This window comes from Thalassospira australica (assembly GCF_000763295.1).
Lineage (GTDB): Bacteria > Pseudomonadota > Alphaproteobacteria > Rhodospirillales > Thalassospiraceae > Thalassospira > Thalassospira australica.
Map to the genome: position 1 here is coordinate 123,278 of NZ_JRJE01000031.1, position 21,777 is coordinate 145,054.

Genomic DNA, 21,777 nt, shown 5'->3' on the forward strand with positions numbered 1-21,777 from the left:
GTCTTTCTGCGAAAACACGTTCGGCGTGCAGAAGGCGAATTTGATGACTAAAATTCAGTTATCGGAGGGTAGTTCTTTACCCTGATGTTGGCGATGTGATAACCAGCACAGCCAATGCTTCATGGTGTCGATAGACTAACGGCAAGTTAAAGTTGTCCGCATTGACGCGTATTCAGGAAAAAAGGGACGCTATGCCACGCGCGATTGATCATCTTGTCTTGTGTGTGAATGATCTTGATGCGGCGATCTCGGCCTATTCCCGTCTGGGCTTCACGGTTACCCCACGTGCCGAGCATCCCTTTGGGACCGGAAATGCGCTTATTCAGCTTGATGGCATGTATATCGAATTGCTTGCCGTGGTTGATTCTGACAAGATTCCTGAATCCGATCTGGCACAACCGTTTTCGTTTCCGATTTACAATCGTGATTATCTGCGTCATCGCGAAGGCATGTCCATGCTTGCCCTGCAATCAGATGATGCGGAGCAAGACCGACTAGATTTTGCGGCCGCAGGCGCAGCCGTGCCGCCGGTATTTCATTTCGAGCGGGACGCCATGACGCCTGATGGCGATAAAGTTGGTGTTGCGTTTTCATTGGCTTATGCCAATCACCCATTATTGCGTCACGCGGTAACATTTGTGTGTCAGCATCGCCATCCGGTGCAGAACTTCTACTTCCCGGCCTATCAGACCCATGCAAACGGTGCACTCACACTTGGTAAGGTGTTGATTGATCATTGGGCCGCGGATGCGGTACGGGACTTTTACGAAGCAATCGGTGTGGATGGTATCGTAGATGCGCTGCATGGCGACGAATTGGTCAATCAGTACGGTCTTGAAGATTCGGCATTTCCGTCTGACGGGTTTGCAGGCTTTGAACTGATCGTTGATGATATGGAAAAGATTTCCGGGGCTGCAAAATCTTTGGGTGCTGTTGACTGCAACGGTTATCTGATTTTGCCACCATCGAGGTTCTTTGGCGTGATGGTTGTGATCAAACCCAAATAAAAAAGCCGCCTGAAACATCAGGCAGCTTTAGATAGATCATCACAGACCATTTGATTGCCCAAATGGCTTAGGCTTCTTCATCATCCATATCGTTTTCATCCGGCGCGGCATTCTCGCCGGGATCGGTATGACGATTAAGGTGATCAAGTGCCCCCTGAAGAATATAGGCAGCAGCCGTTTTATCGACGACTTCAGCGCGCCGTTTACGCGTCATGTCAACTTCTTCAATCAGAATACGTTCGACTGCGTTGGTCGACAGGCGTTCATCCCACATCAGGACCGGTAGGTCTATGTGCTTTTCCATTTCATCGATGAAGGCATAAACGCGATGGCAAGCCTTGCCAATCGAACCGTCAAGCTCACGCGGGAAGCCGATAATAATCCCGCCGACATTTTGCTTGTCGATGATGGATGAAAGCTGTGTCATGTCGCGGCTAAACTTCTTGCGCGAGATCAACTCGTAAGGTGAAGCAATCTGCAGCCCGACATCTGAAAGGGCCACGCCAATAGTCTTGGTGCCAAGGTCCAGCCCCAAAACACGTGCTGCCGGTGCCAAGAACCGCAGCAATTCCTGTGTATCATTGCAAATCATGGCGACCTTATAGGTTTGTTGATCAAAAAGTTCCAGTGCAAAGGCGTCATGGGGGCGGTCTTTGACTGCATGGCTCCGTGTGTATTTAGGCATTTCAGGCAGTCAAATGCGCAGATTGTTCGGTGATTATCCAAAAAATGAGGGAAATCATCTTTATGGGGCCGTGGGGTTGAAGTGCTTGATCATGTTTGTTTTAATGACGCACTGCAGAATTTAAGAGAAATCGAAAATGCAGGGCAAATGAACCAAACTGGATGCGTAAAATACCCGGAAAGAAGACAAGAGCGCTCGATGCGCACCTATTGCGCAATGGTGTCGCAATGCTACTATACTTCTGGTTCTGGGCCCTACATACTGGGTAGGGTCCGGTGAATTAACGCATACAAAAATCACCAAAAGCGAAAACACTGAACAAACAATGACATATCAGGGGGTATAGGGTTTGGCAGACGGTGCATCGAATGAGGCGTTCGTTGAGTTTGAGCGCGTACAAAAGAGTTATGATGGCGAATCACTCGTTGTCAAAGACCTCAATCTAACCATGCCAAAAGGCGAGTTTCTGACCATGCTTGGACCGTCCGGGTCGGGCAAGACGACTTGCCTTATGATGCTTGCTGGTTTTGAGACGGCAACCCATGGCGATATTCGTCTGGGGGGTGTTTCGATCAACGATATCCCGCCGCACAAGCGTGGTATTGGTATGGTGTTCCAGAATTACGCACTTTTCCCGCACATGACGATTGCCGAAAACCTCGCTTTCCCGCTTGAAGTTCGTAAAATGGGCAAAGCGGAACAGGAAGAAAAGGTTAAGCGCGCACTCGACATGGTCGAAATGGGAAGTTTTGGTGGTCGACGTCCGGCACAGCTTTCCGGTGGTCAGCAGCAACGTGTGGCTTTGGCGCGCGCTTTGGTGTTTGAGCCGGAACTGGTTCTTATGGATGAACCGCTTGGTGCACTTGATAAACAGTTGCGTGAAAAGATGCAGTTCGAGATCACGTATCTTGCTCACCAGCTTGGCATTACGACTGTTTACGTGACGCACGATCAGACCGAGGCACTGACCATGTCAGACAGGGTTGCCGTGTTTGACGATGGCCGTATTCAGCAGCTTGCGGCACCGGACCAGCTTTATGAAGCGCCGGAAAACAGTTTTGTTGCCCAGTTCATTGGTGAAAACAATACGCTTGAAGGTGTCATCAAGGAAATCAAGGGCAACACATGTGTTGTTCAGCTTGATGATGGCGAAGTGATTGATGCCGTGCCGGTCAACGTAAGCCAAGTCGGCGAGCGCACCCGCGTTTCGATCCGTCCGGAACGTGTCGAATATAACCGCGAACGTCTGCATGAAGACGCGCACACGCTCAAGGCTGAGGTGCTGGAATTCATCTATATGGGTGATATTTTCCGCACTCGTCTACGTGTTGCAGGCAACGACGAATTTGTCATCAAGACGAGGAATGCACCTGATCAGGTGCGCCTGAAGCCGGGCCAACAGATTGAAATCGGTTGGCTTGCAGAGGATTGCCGCGCGCTTGACGCGTAAAAATCCGGTCTTGATGTCAAATAGAGATAGGACAGGTACGCCCGGGTGCAGGTCCTCAGCGAATAGTCCGGGAAACAATCAGGGAGTCTATTAATGCAACTCATTAAAACCCTTACAGCTTCTACAGCTTTGCTCGTAGTTGCAAGTGGTGCAGCTTTTGCTGATGATCACATGGCGTCAGACATGACACTGGTCAGCTGGGGTGGTGCTTATCAGAACAGTCAGGTCAAAGCTTACGCAGAGCCTTATGTTGCAAACAATCCGGGTGTTTCGATCACCTGGGATGAAAGTTCGGCTGAAGCGGTTGCAAAACTGCGTGCCATGAATGAAGCCAACAACGTTACCTGGGACCTGGTTGACGTTGTCGCAGCTGATGCGATGCGCCTTTGCGATGAAGGCCTCGCCATGGAAATCGACGCCGACGAAGATCTTGCAGCAGCGCCGGATGGCACCTCTGCTGAAGACGACTTCGGTGATCTGCTCGTAAGCGATTGCTTCATTCCGCAGATCGTTTACTCGACCACCTTCGGCTATCGTAACGACATGGTTCCTGATGGAACCCCGGAGCCGACCGACATCTGTGCGCTGTTCGATACCGAAACCTATCCGGGCATGCGTTCACTTGAAAAACGTCCGATCAACAACATGGAATGGGCTCTGCTCTGCGACGGTGTTGCCAAGGGCGACGTTTACGACGTTCTGGAAACTCCGGAAGGTCAGCAGCAGGCGCTTGATAAGCTGGCAACCATCAAAGACAGTGTGATTTGGTGGAGTGCTGGTGCAGACACCCCGCAGCTTCTGGCTGACGGTGAAGTCTTCATGGGCTCGACCTACAACGGTCGTCTGTTCTCCGCAATTGTTGAACAGGATCAGCCGATTTCCATGCTTTGGGATGCACAGGTGTTTGACCTTGACGGCTGGATTATTCCGGCAGGTCTTCCGGAAGAGCGTCTTGCGCGTGTGAAAGACTTCGTCAAGTTCGCGACCGATACCCAGCGTCTTGCAGACCAGGCTAAATACATCTCGTATGGCCCGGCACGAGCGTCTTCCGCACCGATGGTTGGTAAACACGCTGAACTGGGCGTCGACATGGCTCCGCACATGCCGACCGACCCGGAAAACGCCAAGAACACGTTCCTGTATAACTACGAGTTCTGGGCTGATTACCGTGATGATATCGATGCCAAGTTCCAGGCTTGGTTGGCTCAATAAGAGCTAAGGGAAGGGGGCCGTTCACGGCCCCCTTTTGCCGACTGATTTGGTTCAGAATAAGTTACCAATACACATAATAGACCGAAAACATCTGGGCAGGCTTACGGGGGCGTAATGGGTGATTCAACACAAGAAGTTGTGCTGGCTGCTGATGGCAGACCGCTAAAACAAAGTTTGCGACGGGCATTGATGCGGCAGAAAATGCGCGCGGTCATGCTGGTTGCGCCACTTCTGATCTTTGTGATCGTCACATTTATTGTGCCGATCCTGTCGATGCTTTTCCGGTCCGTTGAAAACGATATCGTGGCAAACACGATTCCGGGGACGGTCATTGAACTTTCCGAATGGGATGGTTCAACCGGTGAACCGCCGCACGAAGACGTTTACCGAAATCTTTTCATTGACTTGTTCAAGGCCGAAGAAGCCAAGCAGCATACCCGCCTTGGGTCTCGCCTGAATTATGAGCAGTCCGGATTGTCGTCGTTGTTCCGTACCACCGGGCGTTCTCTGGACGGCATTGGTGAACTTTGGCAGGACCCGCTTGAGGATATTGACCCTGCGTTCGAAGATGGTGCCTTCTGGTATGAAATGATGTCTGGATCCGGTGGCGAAGGCCTGCTGGAACAGCGTCGCGGCCTTATGGCGGCCATGTCTGGCGAAGAGATGACTGGCGATGTCGGTTTCGTACCGTCGCAGCAAATTGTCGAGATGCTGCCATGGACGGCGCGTGCCTATACCGATTTCGCAATCTGGGCGGCAATTCAGGACAAGGACACGGTATCTGAAGAAGATCCGTGGGAGTCCGTATATGGCGCACTCGGGATGGATTTGACCAACCCGGAAACAATTTCTGCCATCAATAGCTACGGCGGCCCGGGGGCAAATGCGCTTAAGGCCGCTGCAGAAAATATTGATCAGCTACCACAAGAAGGTTTCCGAGAAGCCTTTGTCGCGGAAGACGATGACTGGGGTTCTTCTGACATTTGGGGGACCATCAAGCTTTATTCTCCGAACATGACACCGGGTTACTTCCTGAATTCGGTCGATCTTCAGCTTACGCCGGAAGGGATTGAAACCAAACCGGCCAACGAGCAGATTTATACCAAGCTTTTCATTCGTACACTGGTGATGGCTTTGATCATCACGGCAAGCTGTATCGTGCTTGGATATCCGGTTGCGTGGCTTCTGTCCAACTTGCCGATGCGTACGTCAAGTCTGCTGATGATCCTTGTTTTGCTGCCGTTCTGGACATCGCTTCTTGTTCGTACATCTGCCTGGAAGGTGCTTTTGCAGCAGCAAGGCGTGATCAACGAAATTCTTGTCTGGCTTGGTTTTGTGAATGACGCTGACCGCCTTATTCTGATGAATAATGCGACCGGTACCGTTATTGCCATGACGCATATTCTGTTGCCGTTCATGGTTCTGCCGCTTTATTCGGTGATGAAAACCATTCCGCCAAGTTATCAGCGTGCGGCAAAGTCGCTTGGTGCGACGAATTGGACAGCCTTCTGGCGCGTCTATTTCCCGCAGTCCGTTCCGGGCATTGGTGCCGGGTCGATCCTCGTGTTTATTCTTGCGATCGGTTACTACATCACGCCGGAAATTGTTGGTGGTACGGATGGTGTCTTTATTTCCAACCGAATTGCCTATCACATTTCAAGTTCACTCAACTGGGGCCTTGCGGCCGCACTCGGGTCCATCCTTCTGGTCGTCGTTCTTGGCCTGTACTGGTGCTACGACAAGATTGTGGGCATCGATAACGTGAAGTTGGGGGGCTAAGAGCATGAATGAAGTGATCGTACATACCAAACGACCCGACCTGATTACCTTCACGATGCCTGTCGTGGCTGTTTTGGGGGCAATGTTCGGGTTTATAACCGGAAACATCTATGGCAGCCCGTGGATCGGCTTCGTTGCCGGGGCCATTATCGGTGCTGCTGTTGCAGGCATCCTGTCCAAAGTGACCACCATCAAATCAAAAAAGAAGATTTTAGCTTCTGCCGTCATTTTTGGCGCGGTTGGCTTTGTCTTCGGTGGTCTTGGTGGGCTTTTCGGCGGTGCAATCATCGGTGTTTCGATGGGCTGGTTCGGTAACTGGATCGGTAGTGGAAAATACCGCGCCGGCGTGCCGATCTATTACACCTCCGGTCAGGTGCTTTGGCACAACACGTTCCTGTTTATCTGTGCGTTCGTGTTGTTCTTCTTGATCGCACCATTGCTTCCGGTTGTGTGGCTCAGCTTCAATGCCGAGAACTTCTTTACCTTTACCCCGGAAATGCTGAGCTTTAAGGCAGAAGGTTACAGCCTTAAGCACTATCGTGATTTTCTGGGTACTGATGAATGGATGGTGCCGTTGAAGAACTCGTTGATCATCGCACCGATTGCGACGCTCATTTCGGTCTCGCTCGGAACTCTTGCGGCAATTGGCCTTAGCCAGTCGCACGTTCCGGGACGTCAGGCCATGATGGCCGTTCTGATCTCACCGATGATCGTGCCGCTGATCATTTCAGCGACCGGCATGTTCTTCTTCTATGCACCGCTTGGCAACTGGCTTGAAGTCAATCTGGGGCTCAATCAGGCCTTCGTTGGATATGTAAAAGTGATCCTGGCCCATGCCGTGCTTGGCATTCCGTTTGTGATCATTACCGTAACCGCCACCCTGGTCGGCTTTGACAAGTCCTTGACCCGTGCTGCGGCGAACATGGGGGCCAATCCGGTCACCACGTTCTTTAAGGTTCAGATGCCTCTGATCCTGCCGGGCGTGATTTCGGGTGGTTTGTTTGCTTTCATCACATCGTTTGATGAAGTGGTTGTGGTTCTGTTTGTCGGCTCTGCGCGACAGCAAACCTTGCCATGGCAGATGTATACCGGCCTGCGTGAGCAGATTTCTCCGACCATTCTGGCGGCGGCAACGATCCTGGTTTCTGTCTCGATCCTGTTGCTCCTGACTGTAGAGCTATTGCGTCGTCGTTCTGAACGTCTGCGCGGTATGAGCCCAAGCTAACTTAACGGTATAAGCCCTCCGTTAGATATGGGGAGGGCAAGACACAAAACAGGCCGGTCGCATTTATTTGCGACCGGCCTGTTTGCTTCTTTGGGCGATTGTCATCTTGTGCGACAGGATGCAGTGATCCACAAAATGTAAAGCAGAGGGGCGTCGTGCGGATAACGTCATTTCCAAGTCTTGCGGCGGGGGCACCGGGGTGCTAGTTTCCGCGCTGTAATTCACGTTCCGGCAGATGCATATCTGCCGGGTTTTTGTCATTCCTTAAGAGAGACTTTCATCCATGTCGTCTTTGGATAAGGAAACAGTTCGCCGTATCGCTCATCTTTCACGTATCAACGTGTCCGAAGAAGGCCTTTCCGAACTGGCGGGAGATCTGACCCGTATCCTCGATTTCGTCGAGGAACTGCAAGAAGTTGATGTCGAAGGCTGCGAGCCGTTGACGTCTGTTGCCGATCTGACCCTGCCGCTGCGCAAGGACGAAGTCACCGATGGCAACATCCAGCAAAAAGTGCTGTCAAACGCGCCGATGACCGATGCTGGCTGTTTTGTTGTGCCCAAGGTGGTTGAATAATGACTGATCTGACAAAGCTTACTCTTGCAGAAGCCCGCGATGGGCTTGCGAAAGGTGACTATACCTCGGTCGAGCTGACCGAAGCGCACCTGAAATCGATGGACGCACATCGCAACCTGAATGCGTACATCACCGAAACCCCGGAAAAGGCCATTGAAATGGCCAAGGCCTCCGATGCCAAGCGCGCCAAGGGCGAAGCTGGCAAGATGGAAGGCTTGCCGATTGCGGTCAAAGACCTGTTCTGCACCGAAGGCGTGCAGACAACGGCAGCATCGCACATCCTCGAAGGTTTCAAGCCGGAATATGAATCCACGGTCACCAGCAAACTGTTTGATAATGGTGCAGTGATGCTGGGTAAGGCGAACCTTGATGAATTCGCCATGGGATCGTCGAATACGTCTTCGTATTACGGCAACGTGATCAACCCGTGGAAAGATAAAACCGGCAAGGATCTGGTTCCGGGTGGTTCATCTGGTGGTTCGGCTGCGGCTGTTGCTGCAAACATGGCACTTGCAGCCACTGGTACTGATACCGGCGGATCGATCCGTCAGCCCGCATCCTATTGCGGTATTGTTGGTATGAAACCGACCTATGGTCGTTGCTCACGCTGGGGCATTGTTGCCTTTGCAAGCTCGCTTGATCAGGCTGGTCCGATGACCAAAACCGTTCGCGACGCGGCCATCATGCTGGGTTCGATGGCTGGGCATGATGCCAAAGACAGCACATCAGCACCGATGGCCGTTCCTGACTTCGAGGCGGCGCTGAGTGGTGATATTCGTGGCATGAAAATCGGTATTCCAAAAGAATACCGTGTCGATGGTATGCCGGAAGAAATCAGCAAGCTTTGGGATGAAGGTGTCGCCATGCTGCGTGATGCAGGTGCAGAAGTGGTCGATGTGACCCTGCCGCATACCAAATACGCGCTTGGAACCTATTACATTGTTGCACCGGCAGAGGCATCTTCGAACCTCGCACGATACGACGGTTTGCGATATGGCCAGCGCGTCATGGATGAAGGCGACAGCCTTGATGACATGTATATGAAGTCACGTGCTGCAGGCTTTGGCAAGGAAGTTCAGCGCCGCATCATGATCGGAACTTACGTGCTGTCGGCTGGCTACTATGACGCTTATTACAACAAGGCGCTCAAAGTGCGTCGCCGCATCTATGAAGATTTCGCAACCGCGTTTGGGACGGTTGATGCAATTTTGGCACCGACCGCACCGTCAGCTGCTTTTGCGATTGGCGAAAACGAAGGCGATCCGGTGAAGATGTATCTCAATGACGTCTTTACGGTGCCAGCTAGCCTTGCAGGTCTTCCGGGGCTTTCGCTTCCGACCGGCCTTTCGTCCGAAGGGCTTCCGCTTGGTTTGCAGTTGATTGGCAAGCCGTTCGATGAAGAAACCGTTCTGCGCGTTGGCGGTGTACTTGAAAGTGCAGCCAACTTTACCGCAAAACCGGCCGGGCAGGAGGGGTAATCCATGACTTATGTGATTGAAGGTTCAACCGGCCCGTGGGAAATCGTTGTTGGTCTGGAAGTCCACTGTCAGGTGGTTTCCAATTCCAAACTGTTTTCGGGTGCATCAACCACGTTCGGTAACGAAGCCAACAGCAATGTCAGTCTCGTTGATGCCGCCATGCCGGGCATGTTGCCGGTAATTAACGAAGAATGCGTCCGTCAGGCGGTTAAAACGGGTCTGGGCCTTAAGGCCAAGATCAACAAGGAAAGCGTCTTTTCGCGTAAGAACTATTTCTACGCCGATTTGCCGCAGGGATATCAGATTTCCCAGTTCGACAAGCCAATTGTCGGCAAGGGAACGATCATCCTTGATATGCCGGATGGTTCGACCAAGTCGGTTGGTATTGAACGCCTGCACCTTGAACAGGATGCGGGTAAATCAATGCACGATCAGGACCCGAAATACTCCCATATCGATTTGAACCGTTCGGGTGTTGCCCTGATGGAAATCGTTTCGGACCCTGACATTCGCTCTCCGGAAGAAGCCGGCGCCTATCTGACCAAATTGCGTGCGATTGTACGTTATCTTGGGACGTGCGATGGCAACATGAACGAAGGTTCCATGCGGTGTGATGCCAACGTATCTGTGCGTCGTCCGGGTGAGCCGTTTGGCACGCGTTGCGAGATCAAGAACGTCAACTCCATTCGTTTCGTGATGCAGGCAATCGAGATCGAAGCAAAACGCCAGGTCGAAGTCATCGAAGGTGGCGGCGAAATTATTCAGCAGACCCGTCTGTTTGATCAGCGTCTTGGGGAAACCCGTGCGATGCGTTCTAAGGAAATGGCACACGATTATCGCTATTTCCCGGATCCGGATCTGCTTCCACTGGTGTTCGATGACGCCTTTGTATCGGAAATCGAAAAGACCCTGCCGGAACTTCCGGACGAGAAAAAAGCTCGTTTCATGCGTGAAAACGGTCTGTCGGCATATGATGCCGGTGTTCTTGTCGCGGAAAAGGAAAAGGCTGATTACTACGAAGTCGTTGCCAAGGGCCGTGATGGCAAACTGGCAGCGAATTGGGTGATCACCAATCTGTTTGGCGCGCTAAACAAGGCAGAAGTCGGCATTGCCGATAGCCCGGTATCAGCCGAAAACCTTGGCAAGCTGATCGACCTTATTTCCAATGACACCATTTCTGGCCGTATTGCCAAGGATGTCTTCGAAATCATGATTGAAACCGGTGGTGACCCGGAGAAAATCGTCGAGGAAAAAGGTCTGAAGCAGATTACCGATACCGGCGCAATCGAAAGTGCCATCGACGAAGTGATTGCCGCGAACCCGGACAAGGTTCAGGAAATCCGCGATGGTAAGGAAAAGATGCTGGGCTGGTTTGTTGGTCAGGTCATGAAGGGTACAGGCGGCAAAGCCAACCCTGGCATGGTCAACAAGCTCCTGCGCGACAAAATCCTCGGATAAGTGTCGTTATCTGATCAAAGAAAAAGCCGCCCGTTAAAAATTAACGGGCGGCTTTCTTATATTCAGGCTGACAGTAGTTTTAATACTGCGTCGGCCGTTTGTTCGCTGGAAGCCGGGTTTTGCCCGGTGACGAGCTTGTCATCGACGACGGCAAATGAAGCCCAGTCGTCACCGCGCTCGAAGTGTGCGCCGTGCTTCTCGAATTCATCTTCAATCGACAATGGAACGACGTTTTCAAGCCCAACAGCCTTTTCTTCGGTGTTGGTGAAGCTCGTGACCTTTTTGCCAGACACCAGCGGTTTGCCGTTGATGTCTTTCGCGCTTACAAGGGCTGCCGGACCATGGCAAACAGCTGCAACTGGCTTATCCTGTGCTGTGAACGCTTCGATCAGGGCAATGGATTTTGCATCGGTGGCAAGATCCCAAAGCGGGCCATGACCACCCGGATAGAACAGGGCGTCAAAGTCATCGGACTTAAGACCATCAAGCGTGACCGTATTGGCAAATGCCTTTTGCGCATCGGTATCTTTTTCAAAGCGTTTGGTCGCATCGGTCAGGGCATCTGGTACCTGACTGTTCGGGTCTAGCGGCGGTTGTCCGCCTTTGGGGGATGCGATGGTTATCTCTGCGCCCGCATCAAGAAAACGATAATAAGGGGCTGCAAATTCTTCGAGCCAAATGCCGGTTTTATGGCCGGTGTCACCCATCTCGTCATGGGACGTCACAATCATCAGAATGCGCATTAGATCCTCCTGCGTTGATTTCATTTGAATTAAACGTAATTGGCTGACAAAATTTGCGAAAGATCGAATAAAGAAACAGTTTGTCAAATTAATTGAGCGGAACACATGTCGGCATTGGATGAAGTCAGGGCAATGATGGTGTTCGCCCGTGTGGTCGAAGAAGGTGGGTTTTCAGCCGCGGCACGTACGATGGGGCTAAGCCGGGCTGCCATTTCACATCAAATCAGACAGCTTGAAGCAAAACTTGGCGTTCCCTTGTTGCGCAGGAGTACACGGAACTTCAGCCTTACTGATGCAGGCACGCGGTACTATGACAGTTGCCGTACAATCGCGATTGAGGCAGAAGCCGCGCGCAAACGGGTTGAAGAGTTGCGTGACGAACCTGTAGGCAGGGTGTCGGTGACTTGTTCAATCCATCTGGGTAATTTACGGATTGTGCCAATCCTTGATCGTTTTCGACAGGCTTACCCGAATATTGCGCTTGATGTGCATTTGACAGACGAAGTTGTTGATGTCATCGGGCAAGGCATTGATATTGCTATTCGCTCAGGACCACTCAAAGATTCTGAACTGAAAAGTCTGAAACTTTATCAAACGCATCGCGTCATCGTTGCCAGTTCCGGATATTTCAACCGCGTTGATCAACCGACAACACCAGAAGACCTCGTTGACCATGATTGGGTGATGTATAGCCGTGTGCCCGAAACGCTCAAGCTTGTCTGCAACGGTCAGGAAAAGCAGGTTCGGGTTTCGGGCAATGTGCGGGTCGACAATGCAACTGCACGTTTGCAGTTTTTGCGTGGCGGCCACGGTTTGGCGGTCGTTCCCTTGTGCGACGTTCAGGGGGAATTGCAATCGGGTGAGCTTATCCGGGTTTTGCCAGATTACCGTCTGAATGACCTTGAAATATATGCTGTTTTTGCTGCCGGGGTGTCACGCAGTGCAAAAATAAAATCATTGTTGGAATACATGCGCCATGATTTGCGCGGTATCGATATTTCCCGAAATGACGGCTTGGATGGCGATAGCAATATTGATCAAACGTGATTGATCGGCTATTCCCCTTTTGACGTCTTTCGGGGGATCCATGGCCAATCTGTTCTTTTACTACTCATCGATGAATGCGGGTAAGTCAACCACGCTGCTTCAGGCGAGCTTTAATTACCGTGAACGCGGTATGGAAACGCTTCTGTTGACGGTTGCGTTTGATGACCGCTTTGGTGAGGGCAAAATTGCGTCGCGCATTGGTCTCGAAGCCCCGGCACTTCTGTTTGATGCCAAAACCGATATGTGCGCCCTGATCCTTGCACAAGTTGAAAAGGGCAAAGTGGATTGCGTTCTGATTGATGAGGCGCAATTCCTGTCAAAACAGCAGGTCTGGCAACTTTCCGATATTGCCGATAAACACGGGATACCGGTGCTGTGTTATGGTATTCGAACCGATTTTCAGGGCGAGCTTTTCGAAGGATCCAAATGGCTTCTTGCCTGGGCTGACAAGCTAAATGAGCTTAAAACCATCTGTCACTGTGGGCGCAAGGCAGGCATGGTACTGCGTGTCGATGAAAACGGCGATCCTGTCCTTGAAGGTGCCCAGGTTGAAATCGGTGGCAACGACCGGTATGTCCCGGTCTGCCGCCGTCATTTCAAGGATGCGATGGGCGAATAAGGCGTTCCGTCCTCAGCTTAATTCATGAGTGCGGCAATTTCAGGCGCAATCAGGCTGTAGGCCACCAACAACATGACAGCACAGGTCACTCCGTCAACGATCTTCCATGTGATCGGACGTGCGACATATGGTGCCAGCCATGCTGCCCCAAGAGCGATGCCAAAGAACCAGACAAAACTGGCCGTCATTGCGCCCAACGCAAATGTAAGCCGCGAATCTGCCGGGTATTGGCCGCCAATACCGCCAAGCATGACGACCGTATCAAGATAGACATGCGGATTTAAAAGTGTGACCGCCAGGGTGGTGGTCAGAACCGCTTTCCATCCCGTTTTTGATATTGCGTCTTCCGACAATGTTTCGGTGTCAAACACTCGTCGAAGTGCACCCAAGCCATACCAGATCAGAAATGCGGAACCGCCCCAGGCTGCGATCTTCGTCAGAAGTGGGTAGGCGGCAATCAACGTGCCCAAGCCTGCAACGCCCGCAGCAATCAAAATCGCATCACACAGGGCACAGACAAAAGCCACCATGATGGGATGATTGCGGCGCAATCCTTGGCCCAGAACAAAGGCGTTTTGCGCCCCAATCGCAATAATCAATCCGCCGCCAAGGCCAAATCCGGTTGCAAAGGTTAACAGCATTCTCTGACGTTCCTGTGGTTTAGGTTCGCCAGTGATATCAGCTTTATTGATTAAAAAAATAGAATTATACTTAATCATCATTAGAAAAATTGATGATTGTTCATGTTAGATTACAAACTGGTTCAGGCCTGCGCAGAAGTCATTCACTATGGCAGCTTTGAAAAGGCTGCACGGGCGCTGGGCCTGACCCAATCGGCCGTGTCGCAGCGTGTGAAACTGCTTGAGGAGCGTTTGGGTCAGCCACTTATTGTGCGGGCAAAACCGATTTTCGCCACATCGGCTGGCCAAAGGTTGCTGTCGCACTATCAAAGTGTGCGCCTGCTTGAGCAGGATCTTGGGCATGAACTACCGGAACTGCAACCTGACGGTGGTTTTGGGCAGGTTACGCTTGCGGTTAATGCCGATAGTCTTGCGACCTGGTTCGTTGACGTCCCAAAGCTTTTGTTTGAACGGTTGGGGGTGTTGGTGCATTTGATGGTCGAGGATGAATCGCTTAATCATAACACCCTGCAAGAAGGAAATGCGCTTGGCGCGGTCAGTCTGCGGAACAGTCCCATTCAAGGGTGCCGCGTGCGCCCCTTGGGGGTGATGCGATATTGCATGGTGGTGTCACCGGCATTTAACGCGCGTTATTTTAAAGATGGCGTTACGGCGGATGCATTGCGGGCCTGTCCGGCGGTGAATTTTTCTGAACATGACGAATTGCAAAACCAGTTCCTGCATCAATATTTTGGTTTGAATCCTGGTGAATTTCCCGCTCATACCGTTCCAAGCTCGCAAGGTTTCGTGACCCTGGCCGAGCAGGGCATTGCCTATGCCGTTGTCGAACAACATCAGGCAGAAGAGGGGCTGCAGTCTGGTAAGCTGGTTCGTCCTTGTCCGTTTGAGATTGATCGCCCGCTTTATTGGCATCATAAAACGATCAACAGCCGATTGCTTGATCTGGTTAACGAGATTGTGCTGTCCGAAGCACGACGTCATCTACCGGAAATACCGACCGGGGTACACGATTGACGACATGGTGTATCTTGCCCAAGCGGTCCGTGCTCTGGACCAAGAAACCCCGTGTAATTTGACTTGCAGGCAAAAGTATCGCTTACTTCGGAACGCGAACCTCTGCGGATAACGGTTTGTTAAAGCAGGATAACCATGTCACATCGACTGATCGCCTGTGAGCATTGTGATTATCTCCATGTCGAGAAAGAGATTCCGACAGGGAACGTTGCATATTGTGTTCGCTGTGGATCACTGTTGTATGGTGCTGCTCAGGTGCGCTTTGACAAGCCGTTGGCCTTTGCCGTGACTGCACTTGTCTTGTTCATGATAGCCAACAGTTTTCCGGTTTTGACGTTTGCGATGGAAGGCCGCGTTGAAACCAACACATTGGCCAGTGGCGTTTTGACATTTTGGCAAGAAGGATTTCCGTTCCTTGCAATTATGGTCGCGCTGACATCGGTGATCGCGCCTTTGTGTTTGATTGTGGCTCATATCTATGTGTTGCTTCCGATCACGTTCAATCTGCAGGTTCCGGGAATGCAGCAAGTTTGGCGGGTGCTGGCCGTTGTCCGGCCATGGTCGATGCTTGATGTCTTTCTGATTGGCTTGTTGGTTGCATTGACCAAACTGACAGAAGTCGCCGAAGTCATTGCCGGACCGGCGTTCTTCGCCATCTGTTGTTTAATCCCGATTGTTCTGTTGATGAATGTCACGCTTGATCCAGGATATGTTTGGCGAAGATTGGCGCCTTCAAATCTGGTCTATCCAACTTCCGCAGATATCGTGGGGCCGCATAACAGCGATAGCCTTGGGCATGAATTTCTGACGTGCCACACCTGTCATATGGTTGTGGCAGGGGATGGGCGTGACCATCTTCGATGCCCGCGTTGTGGTGATAAAGTGCATCACCGCAAACCAAGAAGCCTGTCACGTGCATGGGCACTGTTGTTGGCTGCAATCATCTTGTATGTGCCTGCCAATGTATTTCCAATTATGACTGTGACATATCTGGGTCGGACACAAGCAGATACGATCCTGTCGGGGGTAAGTGCGCTGGTGCATGCCGGGGAATGGCCGATTGCAATCGTGGTTTTCGCGGCAAGCATTTTGGTTCCAATCATAAAAATCGTTCTTTTGAGCTGGGTGTATTTAGCAACGCAATTGGAGCTTTCTGGCCCGCTGCGTGAACGGACACTGGTGTATCGCGTCACCGAACTGGTGGGGCGTTGGTCAATGGTTGATGTGTTTATGGTGTCAATCCTTGCGGCTTTGGTGAAGCTTGGCAACATTGCCTCGATTCAACCGGGCTTTGGCGCAGTTGCATTTTGTGGGGTTGTTATCCTGACCATGTTGTCTGCAATGGCGTTTGATCCGCGCTTGATTTGGGATCGCGCAGGGCTGCGGAAATCCAGAACACAAGAACCCGCAAACAATCGCCAAGACCAAGTTGGAAGTCAGGGGGCTACGTCATGATTGACGAACGAAGTTCTTCATCCGATCCGCAACCGGAAACGCCGACCGTCAGAAAAGGTTGGGGACGCTTTTCCATCATCTGGCTGGTACCACTGGTGGCATTGATCGTCGGCGGTTGGTTGCTTTGGCGCGACATCGTTTCCAAAGGCCCAGAGATCACAGTAACCTTTGAATCGGCCGAAGGTCTGACCGCGGGTAAAACCGCCGTGCGTTATCGTGACGTCGATGTTGGTCAGGTAACCGAAATTAACCTTGCACAAGACCTTGGTCATGTTCAGCTCACTATTCGGATGAACGCGAATTTCAAGGAATACCTGACAGATCGCTCCCAGTTTTGGGTCGTTCGTCCAAGGGTTAGTGCAAGGGGGATTTCTGGTTTGGAAACAATTGTTTCCGGCGCCTATATTGAAGTATCACCTAATAATTCAGGTGCTCGTGTAAACACGTTTGTTGGCGAAGAAGAGCCGCAATTCATTCCCAGCGAAGAAGACGGAACACGGTTCGTTCTGAATGCCTCCGAAGTTGGATCACTTGGGGAGGGAACACCGGTTTTGCTGCGTGGCATTGAGGTGGGTGAAGTTCTTGAAACCGAGCTCAAGGAAAGCGCTGACGGCGTTTCAATTCCGATATTCGTACGCAAACCGTTTGATACGCTTGTTAAACGCGAAACGCGGTTCTGGGATTCCAGTGGCATTGCTCTTGACCTGAATGCACAGGGGTTTTCGGTGCGGGCTCAGTCAGTGCGTTCCGTTCTTGCCGGTGGTATAAATTTCTATACGCCAGATGGACATGAAGACGAAGATATGGCCGAAGCCGATACCGTATTTCGGCTCCATGAAAGTCTTGAAAAGGCAGAGCTTCTCACCGAGGGCCATAGCCAGCAGTTTATCCTTTATTTTGACTCCTCGGTGCGCGGCCTGTCACGCGGAGCCCCGGTCGAGTTCAACGGTATTCGTGTTGGCACCGTTGATAGCGTTGACCTTGAATATGTTGTAAATCAGCGATCGTTCCGTGTTCCGGTCGAAGTGACACTTGAACCTGAAAGAGTTCAGCTTGTTGGTGGCCGTCTTGGCGACGTTGATCCCACTGAAACCATAGAAACCCTGGTTGATAATGGCCTTCGGGCACGTTTGAAGACCGGAAGTTTTATCACAGGTCAGTTGTTTGTTGACCTGTCCATGCAGCCGGTGTCACCCGCCCGGTATTTGGGGAACGGGCAGGGAAATATCCCGGAATTGCCGACGTTGCCGCAGAAACTTGATGAAATTGCAAATTCGCTGACCAGCCTGCTTGAAAAGGTCGAAACCTTCCCGCTTGAAGAAATTGGCATTCGTTTGTTGGGAACTGTCGAAGGCATGGAAAATATTGTGACATCACCTGCACTGAACGACGGGATGGTGAGCTTGCAACAGGCGGCGGCCGGAATTAGTTCGCTTGTAACCAATCTTGATGCCAGCGTGCTACCGGCAACCCAGACGGCATTGGATGCTGCGCGTGAAGCCTTGGGAGGCGTCCGCGATGTCACGTCGGCAACCTCGCCTGTGCGTTACAATCTTGAACAGGCCTTAAAGGAACTAAGTGCAACAGCACGTTCGTTGCGGGAATTAACCGAGTTCCTTGAACAGAACCCTAATGCCCTGATTCTTGGCAAAAGCGGTCCGCAGGAGAACGAATAATGCGATACAATATCCGAAAGCTTTTCCTTAAAAGCGCCTTGCTGACGGTTTCGTTCCTTTTGGTGGCATGTGCATCACCCTCTGTGCCCGACAGTTACTATTTGCTTTCACCCATCGTTCAGGCATCGGGAAACCCGACTTCTGCGCAGCCGGTCGTCGGGGTGGGGCCCGTGAGCATTCCAAGTTATCTCGACCGTTCCACCATTGTTACACGCAGCAGTGCAAATCGTCCCGTCGTCAATTCCGGGCATCGATGGGCGGAACCATTGGGCGAGAATATCAATCGGGTTCTGATGGATAATCTGGATCAGACCGGTATCGCGTCCCGGCTTGAGGTGTTCCCGTGGACATCGCGTGATCAGGTTGATTGGCAAATTGTTCTCGATATCGACCGCTTTGAACGCCAGGCCGATGGCAAAGTCATTCTGACGGCGCGCTGGAAACTTGTCTCTTTTGAAAGTGGCAAAATTGCAAAAGCAGCCAAATACAGCAAGGTCAGCACACCGGTTGATGGAACGATTGAAAATACGGTTGTCGCCATGAGCACCTTGCTAGCGGATTTGACGTCTGAAATTGCGATCCAAGTCCGCTGAGCGGATGCGCCGCACTCTGCGTTTGATTGATTCATGGTGGCCGGTAATCTCTGCAGAGTTGAGCTGAGAAAAATGGTGCAGGAAACTTGAAGAACAGTCGAAAGTTGTATGAATAGGGCAATCCAGCTATTGTTTCATGCCCCATTTGGTCATATAAAGAAGTATAAATATAAAATTTGGGACACGCGCCTGACTGAGTAGATGGCAAACATTTGCCGCCCAAACAGGAAGTTAGGGAGCCAGAGCGCGTTATGTCGGATACGACATTTGAAGTTATGGTCCAGCGTGGGGATCGCTGGATTATCCATTCGACGTTCGATGTCGAAAAGGAAGCGGTTTCAGAAGCTGAAAAGCTTGTGAAAACCAAAATCACTGCCGTACGCGTTGTCCGCAACTGGGAACGCGGCGACGGTCGACATATCGAAAAAGTACTTCTGGAAAAAGAAGGTGCCGGCGATAACGAGGAAGAAGACGTTCGCGTTTCTGCCATCGACGACGCACCGTTGTGCGAAAATGACAATGATCTTTTGCAGAAGGAAAGCCGCGCGACCATCAACCGATTGCTGCGCAAATATTTTGAACAGGAAATTCTGACACCTTGCGAGGTAATGTATAATTACCAGAACCTTCGCAAGCTGATGTTTCATGACACCTTGATGCCGACTGCTGTCGACAAGGTTGCCGGGCTGCATGCCAAGGCTACCGAAGGCGATCATATCGAGGCGATGAACAACCTTCATGGCGCAATTGAGCAATTGTCTGCGCGCGCCCGCGAAGTGGAAAAGGTTGATCTCCCGGCATTTGAAGACGCCACAATTTCAGAAGTGCGCGACGAAATTCGCCGCCTCAATCTTGCCGAAGACACAGACTTCCTGACCATGGTTGCGCTAACGCGGGTGTTGTCTTCAACGCGCAACTGGGTCGGCAAACTTGACCTTGCGCTAAAGGTCAAGGGGGATGAAAAAGACGAAGCCGCCCGCAAGATGATTGACGATGTGATCGCCGACATTCTTGGGTCACCGGTTGCCTTGAAAGAACTTTTGGGAAGTTCGCGAAGCTTCGGTGAAGCGGTCACAATGCATATTGATCTTGCGCTTGGCCGGGCAAAGGGTAACCGTGGTGCTGCCGATGATATCCTTGAGCTTCTGAACCCGCTGTTTGGATCTGGTTTGCTGGCCAACAGCCAGGAAGCGATGTTCGATTACATCACCCGCGAATTGCGCAGCGCAAACAGTTTGACCCGCCATGAAAGTGATCCGGATCCGCTTGTTGGAATTCTTGAACGCCTGATTACCGAACAAGGGGTGATTTATGGACGTCCGATGGTGGAAGCCATCGCAGAACGCGGCGCACGTTTACGTAATGTTGGCGGACCGCGTGCCTTGATTGAAGGCGTATCGGAAATCAACGCCCGTCTTATTCCAAACTATCGAAAATTGACCTGGTTGATTGCCGTTGCCAATAGTGGCGTCGTCGAAGATTTCGAGGATGAGCTTCTCGATATGATGCGAGATGCGGTTAAGGACATGCGTGCATTGCGTGCGTTCTGTGATCCGGAATCAAAACCACGCGATAAGATGGCAACGGTTAAGCAGATGAGCGATATGCTTGGTCAATCCTCATTGCCGGAACAAGAAAAGGCCGAAATTGCTGAAAAGCTTGATGACGGTTTGGCGGAATATCTTGTGCGCGAAAAAGTCATTGAACGGATCGATAACCCGGCACTCCATCTGCGCAAGCGCGCCTATATGCTTGTTCAGTTCTGCTCAAGCGGCGTCCTGATCGAAGGAAAATCGGCGGCCATGGCCCGAAAAAGGGTGGTGGGTTACCTCAAACAGCCGAACTTTACCGACAAATTGGTCGATGACATTAAGGACATGACCACCAAGGAAGGTACGATCCGCGACTTTTATGCGCTGCTACAGCGAAGCGGTTTCTAAAGACCAGCTTTTTAACATTCGAAGATTGCATGCACCCCGCGAAGCCATATGGCAAAATTCGTGGGGTGTTTGTCATTGTAGCCAAAACCCGACTGCGGCATCCTGTCGAAATCGCAAGGAGCCGTTGTCATGTCCAAATTTGTACCAGATCAGAAATTGATCGCCTGTTATGCCTATGAAGGGGTGATGAGCCTCGACATTGTTGGCCCCCTGCAGGTCTTTGCATCCGCCAATGACGAACTGGTCAGAATGGGACGCCCCAAAGCTTATGACGTGGTTGTCGTTGCAGAAATGCAAGGACCGATCCAGACATCCTGTGGTGTTCGGTTATATGCAGATGTTGCTGCAAGTGATCTGGATTTTGGTGTCGTTGATACTTTGCTGGTTCCCGGCGGAGATGGGATTTGTGAGTTACGTAAAAACACCAAACTGATCAATTGGATCAAATCTGCTGAACAACATGTCGCCCGCCTTGGTTCTGTATGCTCCGGCGCACTGCTGCTGGCAGAGGCAGGGGTCCTTGATGGGCGCATGGCAACAACCCACTGGTCACGCTGCGCACAGATGGAGCGTGAGTTTCCCGCAGTTCATATGATGGGTGACCGCCTGCACAGCTATGACCCAAGTGGGCAGGATGGAGACCCGCGTGTTTTTACCTCGGCCGGGGTGACTGCAGGCATTGATCTGGCACTGGCGATTGTCGAGGCGGACCTTGGCCGAACCTTGGCATTGTCCGTGGCGCGGCGTTTGGTGATGTTTCTTAAGCGTCCCGGCGGGCAGGCGCAATTTAGTGCGTATCTAACCCCTGAATATGGTTCGACAGAAAGGCTGTCGCGTCTTCTGGAATGGTTGCCAGAAAACCTTGATGCTGATCTTTCGCTTGAACGGCTTGCAGACCGTGCAGGCATGTCTGCGCGCACATTTTCACGTGTGTTTACCCGTGATCTTGGCATGAGCCCGGCACGCTACATCGAACGTGTGCGGGTCGAAGCAGCACGCGCCCTGCTTCAGGATAACAGTCTTCCGATTTCTCGTGTGGCGGCGATTTGCGGATTTCGTCACCCGGAAACACTGCGGCGTGCTTTTCAACGCCACCTGTCAGTTAGTCCTCAGGAATATGCCGAACGTTTTGCCGTAAAGGTGCCGCAAGCGTCGGCTGACGCATAACAAGATACCTCATT

General features: G+C 51.6%; 19 protein-coding genes. 16 read left to right on the plus strand and 3 right to left on the minus strand.

Annotation, left to right across the window (positions count from 1 at the left end):
• Positions 1 to 191 precede the first annotated feature (191 nt).
• Positions 192 to 1,007, plus strand: a complete 816-nt coding sequence (locus JF44_RS0113690) for a VOC family protein (protein WP_033069548.1) — start codon at positions 192 to 194, stop codon at positions 1,005 to 1,007.
• Between the two features lie 67 nt (positions 1,008 to 1,074).
• Here the strand turns inward: JF44_RS0113690 and ruvX are convergent, their stop codons facing one another.
• The gene (gene ruvX / locus JF44_RS0113695; RefSeq protein ID WP_052065983.1) at positions 1,075 to 1,599 is read right to left on the minus strand and encodes a Holliday junction resolvase RuvX; all 525 of its coding nucleotides are present in this window, start codon (positions 1,597 to 1,599) and stop codon (positions 1,075 to 1,077) included.
• A gap of 442 nt (positions 1,600 to 2,041) precedes the next feature.
• Between ruvX and JF44_RS0113700 the strand changes: the two genes are divergently transcribed.
• From JF44_RS0113700 to gatB, 7 genes are all read left to right on the plus strand, one after another.
• The gene (locus JF44_RS0113700; protein ID WP_033069549.1) at positions 2,042 to 3,142 is read left to right on the plus strand and encodes an ABC transporter ATP-binding protein; all 1,101 of its coding nucleotides are present in this window, start codon (positions 2,042 to 2,044) and stop codon (positions 3,140 to 3,142) included.
• A 93-nt stretch (positions 3,143 to 3,235) separates the two neighbouring features.
• A complete protein-coding gene (locus tag JF44_RS0113705; protein WP_033069550.1) occupies positions 3,236 to 4,354 on the plus strand; it encodes an extracellular solute-binding protein in 1,119 nt (372 codons plus the stop codon).
• Positions 4,355 to 4,468: 114 nt separating this feature from the next.
• Positions 4,469 to 6,133 carry an ABC transporter permease gene (locus JF44_RS0113710; RefSeq protein ID WP_033069551.1) on the plus strand — a complete coding sequence of 555 codons (1,665 nt, stop codon included), beginning with the start codon at positions 4,469 to 4,471 and terminating at the stop codon, positions 6,131 to 6,133.
• Between the two features lie 4 nt (positions 6,134 to 6,137).
• Positions 6,138 to 7,358 carry an ABC transporter permease gene (locus JF44_RS0113715; protein ID WP_033069552.1) on the plus strand — a complete coding sequence of 407 codons (1,221 nt, stop codon included), beginning with the start codon at positions 6,138 to 6,140 and terminating at the stop codon, positions 7,356 to 7,358.
• 283 nt (positions 7,359 to 7,641) lie between these two features.
• Complete coding sequence (gene gatC / locus JF44_RS0113720) at positions 7,642 to 7,932, plus strand: Asp-tRNA(Asn)/Glu-tRNA(Gln) amidotransferase subunit GatC (protein WP_033069553.1); 291 nt, start codon at positions 7,642 to 7,644, stop codon at positions 7,930 to 7,932.
• Complete coding sequence (gatA, locus tag JF44_RS0113725) at positions 7,932 to 9,410, plus strand: Asp-tRNA(Asn)/Glu-tRNA(Gln) amidotransferase subunit GatA (RefSeq protein WP_033069554.1); 1,479 nt, start codon at positions 7,932 to 7,934, stop codon at positions 9,408 to 9,410. The genes gatC and gatA overlap by 1 nt, the downstream gene beginning before the upstream one ends.
• Positions 9,411 to 9,413: 3 nt before the next feature.
• On the plus strand, positions 9,414 to 10,868 hold the full coding sequence (gene gatB / locus JF44_RS0113730) for an Asp-tRNA(Asn)/Glu-tRNA(Gln) amidotransferase subunit GatB (protein ID WP_033069555.1): 1,455 nt from the start codon (positions 9,414 to 9,416) through the stop codon (positions 10,866 to 10,868).
• Positions 10,869 to 10,930: 62 nt separating this feature from the next.
• Here the strand turns inward: gatB and JF44_RS0113735 are convergent, their stop codons facing one another.
• A complete protein-coding gene (locus tag JF44_RS0113735) occupies positions 10,931 to 11,611 on the minus strand; it encodes a type 1 glutamine amidotransferase domain-containing protein (protein WP_033069953.1) in 681 nt (226 codons plus the stop codon).
• A 105-nt stretch (positions 11,612 to 11,716) separates the two neighbouring features.
• Here JF44_RS0113735 and JF44_RS0113740 point away from each other — a divergent pair, with 105 nt between their 5' ends.
• Both JF44_RS0113740 and JF44_RS0113745 read left to right on the plus strand, forming a co-directional pair.
• Positions 11,717 to 12,658 carry a LysR family transcriptional regulator gene (locus JF44_RS0113740; protein ID WP_033069556.1) on the plus strand — a complete coding sequence of 314 codons (942 nt, stop codon included), beginning with the start codon at positions 11,717 to 11,719 and terminating at the stop codon, positions 12,656 to 12,658.
• Between the two features lie 40 nt (positions 12,659 to 12,698).
• Positions 12,699 to 13,277, plus strand: a complete 579-nt coding sequence (locus tag JF44_RS0113745) for a thymidine kinase (protein ID WP_033069557.1) — start codon at positions 12,699 to 12,701, stop codon at positions 13,275 to 13,277.
• 17 nt (positions 13,278 to 13,294) lie between these two features.
• Here JF44_RS0113745 and JF44_RS0113750 read toward each other — a convergent pair whose 3' ends face one another.
• Entirely contained in the window at positions 13,295 to 13,918 is a 624-nt protein-coding gene (locus tag JF44_RS0113750; RefSeq protein ID WP_033069558.1) for a LysE/ArgO family amino acid transporter, read from the minus strand.
• 102 nt (positions 13,919 to 14,020) lie between these two features.
• On the opposite strand from JF44_RS0113750, the gene JF44_RS0113755 reads away from it, so the two are divergent.
• The 6 genes from JF44_RS0113755 (at position 14,021) to JF44_RS0113780 (ending at position 21,763) form a co-directional block, all read left to right on the plus strand.
• A complete protein-coding gene (locus JF44_RS0113755; protein ID WP_033069559.1) occupies positions 14,021 to 14,932 on the plus strand; it encodes a LysR family transcriptional regulator ArgP in 912 nt (303 codons plus the stop codon).
• 135 nt (positions 14,933 to 15,067) lie between these two features.
• On the plus strand, positions 15,068 to 16,387 hold the full coding sequence (locus JF44_RS0113760) for a paraquat-inducible protein A (RefSeq protein WP_033069560.1): 1,320 nt from the start codon (positions 15,068 to 15,070) through the stop codon (positions 16,385 to 16,387).
• Complete coding sequence (locus JF44_RS0113765; protein ID WP_033069561.1) at positions 16,384 to 18,063, plus strand: PqiB family protein; 1,680 nt, start codon at positions 16,384 to 16,386, stop codon at positions 18,061 to 18,063. The genes JF44_RS0113760 and JF44_RS0113765 overlap by 4 nt, the downstream gene beginning before the upstream one ends.
• Complete coding sequence (locus tag JF44_RS20030) at positions 18,063 to 18,656, plus strand: PqiC family protein (protein ID WP_052065911.1); 594 nt, start codon at positions 18,063 to 18,065, stop codon at positions 18,654 to 18,656. The genes JF44_RS0113765 and JF44_RS20030 overlap by 1 nt, the downstream gene beginning before the upstream one ends.
• A 251-nt stretch (positions 18,657 to 18,907) precedes the next feature.
• Positions 18,908 to 20,596, plus strand: coding sequence for a hypothetical protein (locus JF44_RS0113775; RefSeq protein WP_033069562.1), 1,689 nt, complete (start codon positions 18,908 to 18,910; stop codon positions 20,594 to 20,596).
• Between the two features lie 129 nt (positions 20,597 to 20,725).
• On the plus strand, positions 20,726 to 21,763 hold the full coding sequence (locus JF44_RS0113780) for a GlxA family transcriptional regulator (RefSeq protein ID WP_033069563.1): 1,038 nt from the start codon (positions 20,726 to 20,728) through the stop codon (positions 21,761 to 21,763).
• The last annotated feature ends 14 nt before the right edge of the window (positions 21,764 to 21,777 follow it).

Coding starts and splice junctions, on each gene's coding strand:
- JF44_RS0113690 (WP_033069548.1), top strand. CDS start 192: ATGCCACGCGCGATTGATCATCTTGTCTTGTGTGTGAATGATCTTGAT.
- ruvX (WP_052065983.1), bottom strand. CDS start 1,599: ATGATTTGCAATGATACACAGGAATTGCTGCGGTTCTTGGCACCGGCA.
- JF44_RS0113705 (WP_033069550.1), top strand. CDS start 3,236: ATGCAACTCATTAAAACCCTTACAGCTTCTACAGCTTTGCTCGTAGTT.
- JF44_RS0113710 (WP_033069551.1), top strand. CDS start 4,469: ATGGGTGATTCAACACAAGAAGTTGTGCTGGCTGCTGATGGCAGACCG.
- JF44_RS0113715 (WP_033069552.1), top strand. CDS start 6,138: ATGAATGAAGTGATCGTACATACCAAACGACCCGACCTGATTACCTTC.
- gatC (WP_033069553.1), top strand. CDS start 7,642: ATGTCGTCTTTGGATAAGGAAACAGTTCGCCGTATCGCTCATCTTTCA.
- gatA (WP_033069554.1), top strand. CDS start 7,932: ATGACTGATCTGACAAAGCTTACTCTTGCAGAAGCCCGCGATGGGCTT.
- gatB (WP_033069555.1), top strand. CDS start 9,414: ATGACTTATGTGATTGAAGGTTCAACCGGCCCGTGGGAAATCGTTGTT.
- JF44_RS0113735 (WP_033069953.1), bottom strand. CDS start 11,611: ATGCGCATTCTGATGATTGTGACGTCCCATGACGAGATGGGTGACACC.
- JF44_RS0113740 (WP_033069556.1), top strand. CDS start 11,717: ATGTCGGCATTGGATGAAGTCAGGGCAATGATGGTGTTCGCCCGTGTG.
- JF44_RS0113745 (WP_033069557.1), top strand. CDS start 12,699: ATGGCCAATCTGTTCTTTTACTACTCATCGATGAATGCGGGTAAGTCA.
- JF44_RS0113750 (WP_033069558.1), bottom strand. CDS start 13,918: ATGCTGTTAACCTTTGCAACCGGATTTGGCCTTGGCGGCGGATTGATT.
- JF44_RS0113755 (WP_033069559.1), top strand. CDS start 14,021: ATGTTAGATTACAAACTGGTTCAGGCCTGCGCAGAAGTCATTCACTAT.
- JF44_RS0113760 (WP_033069560.1), top strand. CDS start 15,068: ATGTCACATCGACTGATCGCCTGTGAGCATTGTGATTATCTCCATGTC.
- JF44_RS0113765 (WP_033069561.1), top strand. CDS start 16,384: ATGATTGACGAACGAAGTTCTTCATCCGATCCGCAACCGGAAACGCCG.
- JF44_RS20030 (WP_052065911.1), top strand. CDS start 18,063: ATGCGATACAATATCCGAAAGCTTTTCCTTAAAAGCGCCTTGCTGACG.
- JF44_RS0113775 (WP_033069562.1), top strand. CDS start 18,908: ATGTCGGATACGACATTTGAAGTTATGGTCCAGCGTGGGGATCGCTGG.
- JF44_RS0113780 (WP_033069563.1), top strand. CDS start 20,726: ATGTCCAAATTTGTACCAGATCAGAAATTGATCGCCTGTTATGCCTAT.